Here is a 14,033-nt window from a genome sequence, read left to right on the forward strand (position 1 = left end):
AGAAGTAAATATTATTTATTTCTTTTACTAAGTTGCTTGAAAATAAATAATGATAGATTGATGATGTTATGAAAATAGGGTTTGATGCAAGAGATTTAGCTAGAAAGCGTACAGGAATTGGAAATTATATATGGAATTTATTAGATGAAATGGTGAATCTGAGCCCAGATATAGAGTTTATTGCTTATTGTCCAGAGGGATGCTCACTATCTTTCCCTGAAAATCTCCAACATTTTTGTATTAGATCAAATCGATCATATCCATTAATGTCAGGTTATTTCTGGCTAAAATGGAGATCTGCATCACTTATAAAAAAAGATAATCTAGATGTTTTTTGGGCTACAAGAACGCTTTATCCATCATATCTTATTGGTAACATTCCTGTCGTAGCAACAGTTTATGACTTAAATCATTTAATATGTCCTGAGACGATGCCATTTATTAATATGCTTGCGCATCGATTGTATTTTAGACAAGATATTGTCAATGCAACAAAAGTGGTGGCTATTTCTTCAGGAACAGCGGAGAGAGTAAAAGATCTACTAAATAGACAGGTAGATTCTATTGTTGTTCCTGGAACAGGTAAAGAATTTTCTCCAAGAAATTCTATAGAAATATTAGCAGTACGTCAGAAATATAACTTATTTAATCCTTATATTTTATTTATTGGAACCTTAGAACCTCGTAAGAACCTTATAACATTGTTGAATGCATTTAAAATTATACGTAATAAGGGATTCTCTAACTTAAATTTAGTTCTAGTAGGACAAATGGGGTGGAAAAACAAAAAATTAAAATATCAAATTGATCAAAATATTGATGGAATTTTGGAGTTGGGTTATATCCCTAACGAAGATCTAGCAGCACTTTATTCTGGATCAGAAGTATTTGTTCTGCCTTCATTGTATGAAGGGTATGGAATGCCTGCAGCAGAGGCGAGGGCCTGTGGTACAAGAGTTGTTGCTTCTGATATACCTGAACTTCGAGAAGCAGGGGGTGATGAGAGCATTTATATTAACCCTTTATCGGTAGATAGCTTAGCAGATGGCATTCTTAATGCACTATCTTCAGAAAAACCGATGTCTAAAGTTGGAATGTCATGGAAAATTGGTGCCGAGAGTATGCTAAGGATATTCAATGATATCGATATTTAATTATTTTTCCATGTTAACTAATTTAGTATAGTGATCAATGTATTGATTCACCATTTCCTCAATACTAAATTTCGTGGTTGCAATATTTCGAGCCTTTTTACCTACTTCTCTACATAGTTCTGGATTTTCTTTTAAGCTTCTAATAGTTTGGACAAAATCGCTAATATTGTCTTTTTCACATAAAAAGCCTGTTTCACAGTGTGTAACTAATTCTGTTAATGCAGAACTATTTGCTATTACTACTGGTAAACCGCTTGCCATTGCTTCCGCGACTACTAATCCAAAACCTTCAAGTCTTGAAGGAAAAATTAAAGCATTCATAGATCTATATGTATTAGCTAAATCTTGTGTTGTTTTCTGAGGGGGTAACTGAATCATATTTTTTGGTAATGGTTCATATTGTTCAGCATTTGATGTGTAGAAAAGCTGAAAATCCTCACCAAGCTTCTGCATTATTTCTGGTAATAAATCGAAGCCCTTACGAATTGAATTAGTTCCAACAAACAACAGTTTAAAAGGTTTATTTTTATCAAATGGTCTTAATAATTCGTTTGGATGAAAAGTTTTGCTATCTATACCAATATAGATAACATGAGCATAATCATTACCGAAAATATCTTTAATACATTGAGCTGTATATTGACTATCAGTTGTAACTAAATCAGCAGTTTTCAAACAATGTTTTTCAATTTTAGTAATCCAAAATTTATGATATATCTTTTGTGTAACAGTCTTATATGGAAGAAAAAATTTATCTTGGACACAGTGATGTAAGGTCGCAACTAGTGAAATATTCTTAGGATAAAATCTTGGATGTAACCAGGTATTTATATGTGCAATATTTGCCCAGTCCGGTTGTGGAGGGACGGGGACTAGCCAAGGTAAATATTCTGCATGGTGAGGTAGCCAAGTAATTTCAGCTCTTAATCCTCTTTGATTTAAAGCAGAAACTAATTGCTCTGTAAATTTATCGGTACCAGTATTAGTTTTAATTGCTGGAAACCATATTGCAGGCTTAATTTTTTTCATAAAATTGCCATTACTTTTTCAATATTATTTTTAAAATTATACCAAGCAAATTTTTCAGCATATCGTGTACATTCTTGATCTGATATTAAATTTTTATTTTTTAGGATTTTACTTACACTATTAGTCATATCTCGATAATCCTGACAAGGTATAAGATAGCCTGTTTTGTTGTGTTGTACGGCATCAATCACTCCTCCTGTGGCAAATGCTATCGTGGGTATTCCATGTGCTGCTGCTTCTATAGCAACCATTCCAAAACCTTCAGGATCTTCGGGGATATGTTTAACAGGGAAAATATGTGCATCTGCTAAATAGTAAAACTGAGAAAGCTCTTCATCTTTAATAGCCCCAGTAAATACGACGTTTTTTTCTATATGATTTTGTTTGGCAATTTCTAAGATTTGGTGTTGGGTTTGAAATTTGTTATTTAAAGCGTGAGTAGCGGTATCACCAATAATTACTAATCTTGTATTTGGCTCAGCATTTACAATAGATGGAAGACAATATTCAACAAATTCTAAAATACCTTTTCGCTCTGTCAAGCGACCAACCGACAATAAGACTTTTTTATCATGTAGATCGAACTTACCTTTTAATTTATTTATAAGATTTGGATCTTTTGAAGGGGGGGGGAAATTAACACCAGGATGGATAATTTCAATTTTGCTTTCTTCAACTTTATTTTTAATTGCTAGATTTTTTGTAGGAGTACTGTTGGTAATAATTTGATTTGCCTGACGAATAAAAGGAAGCCATAATAGTTTATAGGCTCGACTACCATTATTTATATCTAATCCATGTATATAAACGATACTTTTTTTTCTAAAAAGTTTTGCCCAAAACACTGTAATCGGAGCAGTTAAACCACTGCCAGCAAAGAGAACGTCTGGCTTATAGCGTAAACAAATCAAAAAAGTCTGAAAAAAAGCTAAAATCAAAAATACAGGTAAAGGATTTAGAGTTGCGCCAAAAAAATGACATTTCTTCGGTGCGTGTTGTTTTGCTTCCGTATGGCTTAATAGAAGAATGTCATGTTTTTTACTCAATTCATCAGCAATGTGCCAATTAAGGCGCTCCATGCCTCCAATTAAAGGCGGAAGATTTCGAGTAATAATTAAAATTTTTTTTTGGTTCATATCAATAATAAATCTAAATTTGATCCCCGTTAATATCATACTGGATTCTTAGAATTTTAAACGCTTTTTTCACAGCCAACTATTTTTTGATTATCATGTGCAAAACCTTTTTTGCCTGATGTTCACATGAAATTCATGCTCGCCCTAATAGCAGCTATTCTCATCTCTCTAGCATGGCTGATGCCTGTACATTACCGCCCATGGGTGACTTATACTGGTGAGTTATATGCGTTTTTTGCTTTATTAGTATTAGTAACGGTTTTCTTAAAAGAAAAAATTAAACTGCCTGCGATAGGCTTGCCTTTATTAGTGCTGGCTTGTGTCCCTTTGATCCAGTTGCTGGCAGGGCAGGTATTTTTCTTTAGTGTTGCCATGATGGGAGCACTCTATGTATTGAGTTTCTGGCTGGCGATTGTATTAGGTTATAACCTTTCAATAGGACAGTTTGATCGGGAAGGAACCTTTACTAATCTCAGCTATGTATTTTTAGCTTCAGGGACAATCACGGGGCTAATTGCATTGTGTCAGTGGTCTAATCTGGATGCTGTGTTGCCGGGCATGATGAATATTAGCGGTACCACACGCCCATTTGCGAACTTTGCCCAACCCAATAATATGGCAACTTTTCTGCTCATCGCATTGATGAGTTGCCTATATTTATATGAAAAGAAAAAAATCCAGACCAAATGGCTAATCGCTTGCGCGGTGCCAATCGTGATGGGTGTGGCTTTAAGTCAATCTCGGACAGCATGGGTGGCTTCAACTGCGATTCTGTTTTATCTGGCATTTTATCAATACAAAGGCATTATTCGCCTGAAATGGTATTACAGTACAGCTTGGCTATTGTTTTTTATCTTTTGTATTTTGCTTTTTCCTTTATTAAGTCCATTTATTGCACAACTAACAGGCATGGAAATCTATAGCCGTGAACTGGTATCCCGTGCCACTGGGGATATGTCACGTATGGCGATCTGGAAACAGATGCTGCATGCGATTACCGCAGAACCATGGTGGGGATATGGCTGGTATCAGACCAGTGTGGCGTTTGTTTCTATTACAGATACGGTGCAAGGGCCAGTCTGGATCCGTAGTGCCCATAACTTCATTATCGATTTCCTGCTTTGGAATGGTGCCGTGATTGGTGTACCTTTTCTGGCTTATTTCGGCTATCTGGGCTACCAGCTGCAACGCTGGGTGAAAACACCAGAATCCGTGATTGGCATGTTGATGATCGGCGCATTTGTGACGCATATGATGTTTGAGTTTCCGCAGCACTATGCTTATTTCTTGTTACCAGTCGGTTTTATTATGGGCACAGTGCTGGCCCAGCGAACAGATATATACAAAACTTTTACCATGCCAACCTGGTTCATAAAAGTTATTTTTGCGGTTGGGGTTGTTCTGTTGGCGGTTATTTACCGTGATTACGATACCGTAGTACCAAAACTGGGACAGAGCATCCGTTATGAACATGAACCAGAAAAAATTACCAATCAGAAACCGATTTATTTGTTGACTGAATTTAATCACCGGATTAACTGGATTCGTTTAAACCCTTATTCCAAAGCGAGTAAAGAACAGATTCATCAGTATGAAAAGCTGGTGGCGAGCTATCCGACCAAGTACAACTTCATCAAGTACATTCGTTTGCTGGCTTTTAACGGCTATATAGAAGAAGCACATCATCAGCTGTGGCGTTTGAATACCATTCAGAAGACTGAATTAAGTTATGCAGATGTCATGAAAGATAGGCCAAAATAATTTTCGTACCATTCATTAACCCAATAAAAAAGCCATCATCATGATGGCTTTTTTATGTGTATCTGAATTAAAGCTGGCTTTGAATATAATTTTCGATACCAACAGTTTCAATCAGGTCAAGCTGAGTTGTGGTCCAGTCCAGATATTCTTCTTCTTTTTCCAGAATTTCTTGAACCAGATCGCGAGTCACATAATCCATCTGCTGTTCAGCCAGTGCGACGGCTTGCTGGATCACTTCAATGTTTTCTTTGACCTTGCGCACGTCACATTGCAGTACTTCCTGGGTATGCTGACCAATATACAGTTTGCCGAGGTGCTGCAGGTTTGGCAGACCTTCTAGAAACAGAATACGTTCAATCACTTTGTCCGCATGTTTCATCTGGCGGATCGATTCTTTATATTCTGCAGAACCAAGTTGCTCAATACTCCAGTCATTAAACATGCGTGAATGCAGGAAATACTGGTTAATCGCTGTAAGGTGGTGATACAACACCTGGTTTAGCTGATTAATTACATCACGATTGCCTTTCATCGTATCACTCCATATAGCCTGTGAACCCATTGATCACGATGGGCTTTGAATGAACTTATCTTAAATCAATCAAGTGGATCATGGCGAGTAATTTATTGAACTGCAAATGAAAATCGCACTCAAAAAGGTTCAGGTGAAATGGCAAGCAATAAAAACCCGCCAGAGTCAGGCGGGGGAGGAAGAATGATCGAAGATCATTGGTTTATCATTATGGTTATAGGAAATAAATTTGGAATAGCTTATGCTGCTACTGCCAGACGCGCGGCAATTTGTGCTACTTCATCACTAATGATCATACGTGCTTCTGGTGCACAGCGGCCACAACAGGTACCCAAATCCAGCAATTCACGGATTTCGCGGTAGCTTTCCGCACCATTTGCAACTGCTTCTTTAATATCTTGATCGGTAATGCCACGGCACAAACAAACGTACATCTGATCCAACCACAATAATGAAATAAGATAAGTAGTATTATTGATAATTATTATCGTTTGTCAATAAAAATCATTTGAAAATGCGTTTAATCTGATGGTTGATTTAGATAAAAAAATACCACCTGAGCGGAAATTCGAGTAATACTCGGGCTTTCGCGCAAGGGTGGTATCTTTTAATGGATTATAAGTTATTGATTAATAACTACGACGCCATCCATTTCGACCAAAGCGCCCTTAGGCAGGCTGGCAACGCCCAATGCAGCACGTGCAGGGTAGGGTTGAGCAAAGTATTCACCCATGATCTGGTTTACTAACTGGAAATGAGAAAGGTCAGTCAAGTAGATGTTCAGTTTGGCAATATCGGCCAGCGTACCACCCGCAGCTTCACAAACAGCTTTCAGGTTATCAAATACACGACGAATCTGAGCTTCGATGCCTTCTACCAGTTCCATGCTGTATGGATCCAAGCCAATCTGACCTGAAAGATACAAGGTATTTCCAACAAGAATCGCTTGCGAATAGGTACCAATCGCAGCAGGGGCATTTTCAGTATGGATCACTTGGCGGGACATCAATTACTCCTTATATCATCAACATACATCATATTCGAACAATTGCATGGGCAAAAGCATTATCGTTTTAAATGATTAACTGGCCTTCGAAGCTTCTGCAATACTGATTGGTTGTGGTAAACGGTTAATGCGTGGGAAACCATATTGCATGCGCAGATCCCGGATCAGCTGGGCAATCTGCTTACGGTTATGCACCACCACGTTGACATAAGTCTTGCCTTCATAATTACGCACCGATTCAACACCGGAATGCGCCTTACGACATTGATAGATCAGATCGGAAATCTGCTCATCATTCATCGGTATTTCAATGGATAGGTAAGCCGTGAAGCTGATATCTTCATTGTCTTCATCGGTCCAGTGCAATGGCATGATATTTTCTGGATGCAGATGCTGCTCATGCAGTAGATTTGCACAGCGGGCGCGGTGTACGATCAGGCCACGACGAGTCAGATGGCCTTGAATTGGATCGCCCAGAACCGGATTGCAGCAATGGGCATATTTAACGTCAACACCTTCAGTCCCTTGAATCAGGCGGTTTGAACTCGCATTGTGCTCAGTGTCTTGAGCAAATAGATGGTTGGCCACCAGCTGAGGCAAAAGGTCGCCAACTGCAATTTGTTCATACAGACGTTCACGGGTTGGGATATGCCGCCATTGCAGAATGTTATTCCAGTCGCTTTCATTTAGGTCTTGAATAGAACGATTAAATAATTTTAGGGCACGATTTAGTGCCTGTTCACCGACCATACGCTGTTCATCGATATCTTGGTTGCGCAAAATATTCTGAATGGCACGACGGGCTTTTTGGGTATTGATAAAGCTAAGCCAGTCCGGGTTTGGTGAAGCCAGAACATCTGTGATGATTTCAATCACCTGACCGCTATTGAGAGGGGTAGACAGGGGCTTGGTTTCACCGTCAATCTTTGCCCCTACGGCATGGTTGCCGAGGAACAGGCTAGCGGAATAGGCGAAATCAACTGCCGTTGCGCCTTGTGGTAATTCATGCAGGTGACCATGCGGGGTATAGACCCAGATTTTTTCCTGGTGCAGATAGTCTAGCAACTCATTAAAGGTAGTTTTGGCACAGTCGCCATCCACCAGCACGTTCAGGTTTTGCATCGATGCCTGAATCGCAGAACGGCAGGCTTGCGGCGCATTTTCACCGAGCACCACGCCAAAACGGGCAGCCTTTCGCATCAATTCAGTTTGAATGGTCAAGGAAAGCGTAGTTTTCACACCTTTCAGGCGCATATTTAAAGACTGGTTACCACCGGGCAGTGGGCGGCGGATATGATCTTCAAAACTTAATATCTGGAAACTTTCTTTTAATAACTCGGCAAAACGGTCACAGTCAGCAATGCTCTGTAAAATAATTTCAAAGGCATGGCTATGAGTCAGTTCTTGCAGATTGAGATCATTTTTAACGAAGTGGCGGAGGAGTTCGATATTGTTATTTTTCTTTTTGATGCGGCCTTGAATGGCATTTTTTTCGAGTAGTTCATGTAGTTTCTGTTCCCAGATCGCCTGATATTCACAGCGTTTAGCTTTGGTTTGCTGTAAGGCTGCTTGTACATTGTTATACATGTCCAGATCGAGATTCTGGTAACAGAGGTGTTCTAGATTGTCTGCCATCTCATTCATGCCAACCAGACGCGCCATTGGGACAAAAATTTCAAAGGTTTCTTTGGCGATACGCGCACGTTTATCTGGGCGCAGCGCATCCAGCGTGGTCATGTTGTGATAACGATCCGCCAGTTTCACAATAATGACACGTGGATCCTGTAAAGTGGCTTGCAGAATTTTACGGAAAGAAGCGGCTTTATTGTATTCCTTATCACTTGAATGGCTAAGTTTCGTCACACCATCGACCAGCTCAGCTACAGTCTTGCCAAATTTTTCGGTGATATCTTCTTTGGTGAATTCAGTATCTTCAATGACATCATGCAGCAGGGCAGCCATCAAGGTTTCGGTATCCAGACGCATATGCGCCAGAATACAACTCACCGCAATCGGATGCAGAATATATGGTTCACCACTTTTCCGGGTAATCCCATCGTGGGCAATATCGGCATAATCACAGGCCGCAAGCACGCGCTCGACTTCACTGGCACTCAAATAAGCGTCGATGATGATATTAAGCTGTTGCTTGGCTTGGCTGACCTGTGGGCCTGGCATATAACACCTTTAAAACTGAATTCTATACAAAAAATATGCGAATACATGGGAGAAATGCAAGTCGCAAAGTCGAATTATTCCGTTCTTCTTCACAGAAAAATAAGACAAACTTAATTGTTGAACCTTATGTTATAACCGTTCTACGCAGAATATAAAAGTCAGAAAATAAAAAAGCCTAGTTTAAAACTAGGCTTTTTTGCAGATTGGCGTCTTATTGGAAAGAAAAACCATCTAAATTCAGGTTATTTGCAGAAAGTGCAAGGTCAAGGCTAGATGTTTGGTAATCTTGATCACGTTGTTTCAGAATGTCTTTAGAAACATGACCAGCTGCGATTTCACGTAGAGCAACAACAGTCGGTTTGTCATTGTCCCATTCTACAGTTGGTTCAATGCCCTGACGTGCCAATTGACGCGCGCGTTTGCTTGCCACTAGTACAAGCTCAAAGCGGTTGTCTACATGGTCTAAACAATCTTCAACGGTTACGCGTGCCATAGGAATTCTCGTTTGGATAATATTTTAACAGACTGCGAAGTATAAAATGCTTTGTCTAAAGACTCAAGTTTTAATCACTCTTCCTTTGGAGTAATTAAAGCCTGGATCAGTTTTTCATGACGCTGGGCTTGTTGAGACAATACCAGACGATTGGCAATAATCACAGCTTCAAGGTCATGCAGGGCCTTGTTGAAGTCATCATTAATAATCACATAATCAAAATTGACATATTGCTGCATGTCTTCAACCGCGCAGCTAAGGCGGTGTTCAATCACTTCAACAGAATCGGTACCGCGATTTGAAAGACGCTGACGCAGGTCAAACTGGCTAGGTGGTAAAATGAAAATCTGTTTGGATTCAGGGAATAAACGACGAACCTGTTGTGCACCTTGCCAGTCGATTTCCAATAATACATCGTGGCCTTTGGCGAGTTGTTCTTTTACCGTCGCTTGAGCAGTACCGTAATAGTTACCAAATACTTCTGCATATTCAATGAAGCCACCTTCATTGACCAGATTTAAGAAGTCTTCTTTAGTAGAGAAATGGTAATGTACGCCATCGAGTTCACCAGGTCGTTGCCCGCGTGTCGTATGAGAAACAGAAACGTGAAGATTATTGACGCGTTCAAGTAATGCCTTAACGAGGGATGTTTTGCCTGTTCCGGACGCAGCAGAAACGACAAACAAGAGACCCGACATGATATTTTTCCTGATATGATAAAATATCTTCTCTATTTTAGAGCAGAGCTGCTTTAAACTAAATAGTTGTACGTCGATTGTTTGACATTTATTTCAATTGTTACGCTATAAATTGAGTGAGTATTGAGGATTCTATGCAAATTGTTTTAGCCAACCCGCGTGGTTTCTGTGCTGGTGTGGATCGTGCCATCGCGATCGTGAACCGGGCTTTAGAATGTTTCAATCCACCGATCTATGTGCGTCATGAAGTCGTTCATAACAAATTTGTAGTAGATGACCTGCGTCAGCGCGGTGCGATTTTTGTCGATGAGCTGGATGAAGTGCCAGATGACAATATTGTGATTTTTAGTGCGCATGGTGTGTCTAAAGCAGTACAACAAGAAGCGGAACGCCGTGGGCTGAAAGTCTTTGATGCAACTTGTCCATTAGTGACTAAGGTTCATATTGAAGTGACCAAATATGCTCGTGAAGGGGTTGAAGCAATTTTGATTGGCCATGAGGGTCATCCAGAAGTAGAGGGCACGATGGGACAGTATGACAAAAAAAATGGTGGTGACATCTATCTAGTCGAAGATGAAGAAGATGTTGCAGCTTTAAATGTCCGAAATCCAGATCGGGTGGCTTTTGTCACCCAAACTACTTTATCGATTGATGATACAGCTAAAGTTATTGATGCTTTGCGTAAGAAATTCCCGAATATTCAGGGACCACGTAAAGATGACATCTGTTATGCGACTCAGAACCGTCAGGACGCGGTACGGGATTTAGCAGCACGTTGTGATGTGGTGCTGGTTGTGGGATCCCCAAATTCATCGAATTCTAACCGCTTGCGTGAACTGGCAGAACGTATGGGTAAACCAGCTTATCTAGTAGATAATGCAGATGAGTTAAAACAGGAATGGTTCAATGAGAAAACTCAGATTGGGGTGACTGCGGGAGCCTCAGCACCTGAAATTTTGATTAAGCAAGTGATTCAGCGTTTACAGGATTGGGGAGCTGCTATTCCGCAAGAATTACATGGTCGGGAAGAGAATATAACTTTTAGTCTACCAAAAGAATTGCGTATCCCAGTTACTCAAGCATGACAAAGACTTATTTAATTTACTGATTTTTATTTCTAAATGAACAGGTAATTGTACTTTGCAGTTATCTGTTTTTTTATGCCGTTTGTCTCTATTCGTGTGGGTTTTGTAATTTCTTTCGATACTATTTTTAATGAGGTAAAGTTTTATTGCCTTGGGGAAGGGTATGCAGAAAAAGAATGGATTTACGTTAATTGAACTCATGGTAACCATTGCAGTACTTGGGATTATTGCAACTATCGCAGCTCCTAAATTTCAGGACACGATGGACAAGCGATCAATACAAAAAACTACTACAGATTTAGAGGAATCTTTGACCCAAGCGAGATCTGATGCTGTTTTATATCGTAAAGATATTACTGTGCATTTGGGTACAAATGGTCAGGACGATCCAGCTAACCGCTATTGGAATCCAGTTGAAGGCGTAACTTTGGAATTTATTGAGGGAGCTTGTGTAGGCGGGTCCTGGTCTACTACAGAAATGTCTCCACCTTTGAGTTCAATTAAATTTTTACCCCAAGGTAATGTTGATGGATTACCAGCAAATTTAGAGATAACAATAACCAATGGGGAAGCTGAAAATTTTATTTCTTTAACCCATTTTGGGCGGGTATCCAGCAGTAAAACTTCTGCATTTGTTGGAGGGTGTTAATAATGAAAATAAAAAACCAACAAGGTGTAGGGTTTGTAGAAGTACTGGTGGCCTTAATTCTACTGTCTATAGGGGTTTTAGGATTCTCTGTATTGCAAGTTCGAGCCATGGAGGCGTCGTTAGATGCCTCGAGTCGTATTCAAGCAATGAATTTAGCAAGAGATTTATCTGAAAGGATGAGGGCGAATAAGTCAGGTTTATCTAAGTCAATTCCTGTGAGTGCAGATGATGTCGAAGAGTTAATTGATGCTTATAGTAAGGCAATGGCTGGAAAATACTCGATATCTAGCCATACTCCTGCATGCAAAGGAGCCTCTAAATGTTCAAGTGAAGATTTTGCTCAAGAAGACGCAAATGAAATTTTATATCGTGCATATAGAGCAGGTATGAAAGTCGCACTTAATGAATGCCCAGGTAGTATGAGCTTACAACGTTATTGTGTTTATGTTGCTTGGGGAGAAACTCAGCCGATCGATGGTAGTGGTGATACTGCGTGTACCAATAATGGCAGCTTTTTATCCGATTCTAAATGTGTGGTTTTGGAGGCTTACTAATGAAATATTCTAAAGGCTTCACCCTCATTGAGCTTATGGTGTCCTTGGTTATAGGGCTAATTGTTATTGGGGCCGGTCTCCAGCTCTTCTTAACAGGAAGTATTAATTATAATTTGCAGAAAAGCCTAGCTGAATTACAAGATAACGGTAATTTTGGTTTGAATTATCTGATCAAGGATATAAAGCTTGCAAATTTAGATGCAGACTTATCCATTATTAATGATCGCAATAAATATAGTGGCATTGTTTTAACAAGCTTTAAAAGTTATGCATCATTGACAGAAGAAGATGAAGAAATTCAATCTGCCAATCTTCCTCTCTATTTACAAAATTCATCCGTAGATATAGCAAAACTCACCAGATCTAAAGTTGGTCCAAGTAATGTAAATGTAGCGAGTGATCAACTGGTTATTCAATACAAAGCATTCGATCCAAATGGTTTTGATTGTGAAGGTAATGCCATAACTCAAGATGAAATTGATCAAGGTTTATTCATTGTACAGCGATATTTTTTAAGAGCAGATGGGGACACTAAAGATTTGGCTTTAGCTTGTGATGCAGGCCGTTACAAAAGCTTAGTTGCTACCGATGCTTTGCCTACAGGGATACAAAATTTTGGTGACAATGGTCAAATAATTATGCGTCGTGTGGATTATTTCCATGTTTTGCTGGGAGTCAAACAAAATGACTCTGATGAATTTAGTTATATGACTATTGATGAATATATCGGGGCAGACAATAGTTTGGAAAAAGATGGCAATCCACGTGCTCGTATCATGTCTGTGCAAATAGGGGCTTTAGTTCGTGGATATGACACGATTAGCGGAAATGATGCGTTACCTAACTCTTTTAGAGTCCTAAATTCTGATGTCACGCTTAATTCAAGTTTGACTGAAAAATATGTGAGAGATGTTGTTAGTCAAACCGTTGCTTTAAGAAATGGCTATGGTCTTATGGAGGAGTTATAAATGAAGCAATATCAACGAGGAGCAACATTAATAGTTGTATTGTTTGTGCTGATATTTATGGTTCTTATAGGAACTTTAGCGGTTAAGCAAAGTTTGGTGGGTTTGAATGTGGCAACTAACAGCCAGGCACAAAGTTTAATGAAGCAGACTGCAGATGCGGTATTTTTTGCATTAGAAAGAGATAATCAGGATTCAGCCATTTTCCAGAAAAATTTAAGTTCTTTAGGCTTATTCGGTATGGTGAAGTCCGATGCTTTTATAAATAAAGAATTGGTGTTTTGTTTTAGACCTAAGAACCAGTCGAAAGTATTTGATATTAACAAAGCGAGTATTATTTATCCTACTAACAATACTAATGGGATTAATAATTCCGAAATGGGTACAACAGGTTTTTGCCAGTATACCTCTGCAGATTACAGTAGTAGCCGTGATTTTATGATTTCACAGGTGGCAGTGAAGAAAACCAGTATGCAAACAGATGTCCCATTTAAATTCTACCCTTTGGGAACAGATGTATCGACAGTACAGCTAGATCAGGTTCAGCCTGTGCAGGTGGTAGTTACTACTATTATTCCTGGTGCTGCAAGTGGTTCGGGGAGTGGTTGGAGTTCATTTAGTACGGATGTCAATGATTGTTTCAAGAAGCATATCAATGTGAAGTCTGAGCAATTTCCTGGACAGGAAACAGTCGCAGAATGTTTTAGCAAATTGGGCGTTCCTTATAGTCAACAGGTCGTGGATTATGCCGTGATTAGTTATGCATCTAAGAGCTAAGAAATTTGGGGATTTT

15 protein-coding genes are annotated in these 14,033 nt (G+C 39.4%); 7 read left to right on the top strand and 8 right to left on the bottom strand.

All coding sequences use genetic code 11. The features are described 5' to 3' along the window. Positions 1-68 precede the first annotated feature (68 nt). Positions 69-1,154, top strand: a complete 1,086-nt coding sequence (locus ABEF84_RS01840) for a glycosyltransferase family 1 protein (protein WP_347473761.1) — start codon at positions 69-71, stop codon at positions 1,152-1,154. Here the strand turns inward: ABEF84_RS01840 and ABEF84_RS01845 are convergent, their stop codons facing one another. Together ABEF84_RS01845 and ABEF84_RS01850 are read right to left on the bottom strand one after the other, a co-directional pair. Then, positions 1,155-2,183 carry a glycosyltransferase family 4 protein gene (locus ABEF84_RS01845; RefSeq protein WP_347473762.1) on the bottom strand — a complete coding sequence of 343 codons (1,029 nt, stop codon included), beginning with the start codon at positions 2,181-2,183 and terminating at the stop codon, positions 1,155-1,157. Continuing rightward, a complete protein-coding gene (locus tag ABEF84_RS01850; RefSeq protein WP_347454484.1) occupies positions 2,180-3,358 on the bottom strand; it encodes a glycosyltransferase family 4 protein in 1,179 nt (392 codons plus the stop codon). Before ABEF84_RS01850 ends, ABEF84_RS01845 begins: the two co-directional genes overlap by 4 nt. 87 nt (positions 3,359-3,445) lie before the next feature. Here ABEF84_RS01850 and ABEF84_RS01855 point away from each other — a divergent pair, with 87 nt between their 5' ends. Then, positions 3,446-5,080, top strand: a complete 1,635-nt coding sequence (locus ABEF84_RS01855) for a Wzy polymerase domain-containing protein (protein ID WP_347454483.1) — start codon at positions 3,446-3,448, stop codon at positions 5,078-5,080. Positions 5,081-5,147: 67 nt separating this feature from the next. On the opposite strand, the gene bfr is transcribed toward ABEF84_RS01855, so the two are convergent. From bfr to gmk, 6 genes are all read right to left on the bottom strand, one after another. Then, positions 5,148-5,612: a bacterioferritin gene (gene bfr, locus ABEF84_RS01860; RefSeq protein ID WP_347454482.1), complete on the bottom strand. Its 465-nt coding sequence runs from the start codon at positions 5,610-5,612 to the stop codon at positions 5,148-5,150. A gap of 239 nt (positions 5,613-5,851) precedes the next feature. Continuing rightward, the gene (locus ABEF84_RS01865) at positions 5,852-6,046 is read right to left on the bottom strand and encodes a bacterioferritin-associated ferredoxin (protein ID WP_347453509.1); all 195 of its coding nucleotides are present in this window, start codon (positions 6,044-6,046) and stop codon (positions 5,852-5,854) included. 188 nt (positions 6,047-6,234) lie between these two features. Continuing rightward, positions 6,235-6,618 (bottom strand): RidA family protein, encoded by a 384-nt coding sequence (locus ABEF84_RS01870; RefSeq protein ID WP_347473288.1) that lies wholly within the window; start codon positions 6,616-6,618, stop codon positions 6,235-6,237. A gap of 75 nt (positions 6,619-6,693) precedes the next feature. After that, on the bottom strand, positions 6,694-8,796 hold the full coding sequence (locus ABEF84_RS01875) for an HD domain-containing protein (protein WP_347473287.1): 2,103 nt from the start codon (positions 8,794-8,796) through the stop codon (positions 6,694-6,696). A gap of 211 nt (positions 8,797-9,007) precedes the next feature. Then, entirely contained in the window at positions 9,008-9,289 is a 282-nt protein-coding gene (rpoZ, locus tag ABEF84_RS01880; RefSeq protein WP_004650579.1) for a DNA-directed RNA polymerase subunit omega, read from the bottom strand. Positions 9,290-9,363: 74 nt separating this feature from the next. Then, positions 9,364-9,987, bottom strand: coding sequence for a guanylate kinase (gene gmk, locus ABEF84_RS01885; protein WP_347453512.1), 624 nt, complete (start codon positions 9,985-9,987; stop codon positions 9,364-9,366). Positions 9,988-10,121: 134 nt separating this feature from the next. Between gmk and ispH the strand changes: the two genes are divergently transcribed. From ispH to ABEF84_RS01910, 5 genes are all read left to right on the top strand, one after another. Further along, on the top strand, positions 10,122-11,072 hold the full coding sequence (gene ispH / locus ABEF84_RS01890; protein WP_347454479.1) for a 4-hydroxy-3-methylbut-2-enyl diphosphate reductase: 951 nt from the start codon (positions 10,122-10,124) through the stop codon (positions 11,070-11,072). Between the two features lie 163 nt (positions 11,073-11,235). Beyond that, positions 11,236-11,721: a GspH/FimT family pseudopilin gene (locus ABEF84_RS01895; protein WP_347473286.1), complete on the top strand. Its 486-nt coding sequence runs from the start codon at positions 11,236-11,238 to the stop codon at positions 11,719-11,721. A 2-nt stretch (positions 11,722-11,723) separates the two neighbouring features. Beyond that, positions 11,724-12,275, top strand: a complete 552-nt coding sequence (gene pilV / locus ABEF84_RS01900) for a type IV pilus modification protein PilV (protein WP_347473285.1) — start codon at positions 11,724-11,726, stop codon at positions 12,273-12,275. Then, a complete protein-coding gene (locus ABEF84_RS01905) occupies positions 12,275-13,243 on the top strand; it encodes a PilW family protein (protein ID WP_347454476.1) in 969 nt (322 codons plus the stop codon). Before pilV ends, ABEF84_RS01905 begins: the two co-directional genes overlap by 1 nt. Beyond that, positions 13,244-14,017, top strand: a complete 774-nt coding sequence (locus ABEF84_RS01910; protein WP_347454475.1) for a pilus assembly protein — start codon at positions 13,244-13,246, stop codon at positions 14,015-14,017. The last annotated feature ends 16 nt before the right edge of the window (positions 14,018-14,033 follow it).

This window comes from Acinetobacter sp. ANC 7912 (genome assembly GCF_039862785.1).
Taxonomy (GTDB): domain Bacteria; phylum Pseudomonadota; class Gammaproteobacteria; order Pseudomonadales; family Moraxellaceae; genus Acinetobacter; species Acinetobacter thermotolerans.

What these genes read in the sequence shown, in the direction of transcription:
- ABEF84_RS01840 (WP_347473761.1), top strand. Translation starts at nt 69, where the DNA reads ATGAAAATAGGGTTTGATGCAAGAGATTTAGCTAGAAAGCGTACAGGA.
- ABEF84_RS01845 (WP_347473762.1), bottom strand. Translation starts at nt 2,183, where the DNA reads ATGAAAAAAATTAAGCCTGCAATATGGTTTCCAGCAATTAAAACTAAT.
- ABEF84_RS01850 (WP_347454484.1), bottom strand. Translation starts at nt 3,358, where the DNA reads ATGATATTAACGGGGATCAAATTTAGATTTATTATTGATATGAACCAA.
- ABEF84_RS01855 (WP_347454483.1), top strand. Translation starts at nt 3,446, where the DNA reads ATGAAATTCATGCTCGCCCTAATAGCAGCTATTCTCATCTCTCTAGCA.
- bfr (WP_347454482.1), bottom strand. Translation starts at nt 5,612, where the DNA reads ATGAAAGGCAATCGTGATGTAATTAATCAGCTAAACCAGGTGTTGTAT.
- ABEF84_RS01865 (WP_347453509.1), bottom strand. Translation starts at nt 6,046, where the DNA reads ATGTACGTTTGTTTGTGCCGTGGCATTACCGATCAAGATATTAAAGAA.
- ABEF84_RS01870 (WP_347473288.1), bottom strand. Translation starts at nt 6,618, where the DNA reads ATGTCCCGCCAAGTGATCCATACTGAAAATGCCCCTGCTGCGATTGGT.
- ABEF84_RS01875 (WP_347473287.1), bottom strand. Translation starts at nt 8,796, where the DNA reads ATGCCAGGCCCACAGGTCAGCCAAGCCAAGCAACAGCTTAATATCATC.
- rpoZ (WP_004650579.1), bottom strand. Translation starts at nt 9,289, where the DNA reads ATGGCACGCGTAACCGTTGAAGATTGTTTAGACCATGTAGACAACCGC.
- gmk (WP_347453512.1), bottom strand. Translation starts at nt 9,987, where the DNA reads ATGTCGGGTCTCTTGTTTGTCGTTTCTGCTGCGTCCGGAACAGGCAAA.
- ispH (WP_347454479.1), top strand. Translation starts at nt 10,122, where the DNA reads ATGCAAATTGTTTTAGCCAACCCGCGTGGTTTCTGTGCTGGTGTGGAT.
- ABEF84_RS01895 (WP_347473286.1), top strand. Translation starts at nt 11,236, where the DNA reads ATGCAGAAAAAGAATGGATTTACGTTAATTGAACTCATGGTAACCATT.
- pilV (WP_347473285.1), top strand. Translation starts at nt 11,724, where the DNA reads ATGAAAATAAAAAACCAACAAGGTGTAGGGTTTGTAGAAGTACTGGTG.
- ABEF84_RS01905 (WP_347454476.1), top strand. Translation starts at nt 12,275, where the DNA reads ATGAAATATTCTAAAGGCTTCACCCTCATTGAGCTTATGGTGTCCTTG.
- ABEF84_RS01910 (WP_347454475.1), top strand. Translation starts at nt 13,244, where the DNA reads ATGAAGCAATATCAACGAGGAGCAACATTAATAGTTGTATTGTTTGTG.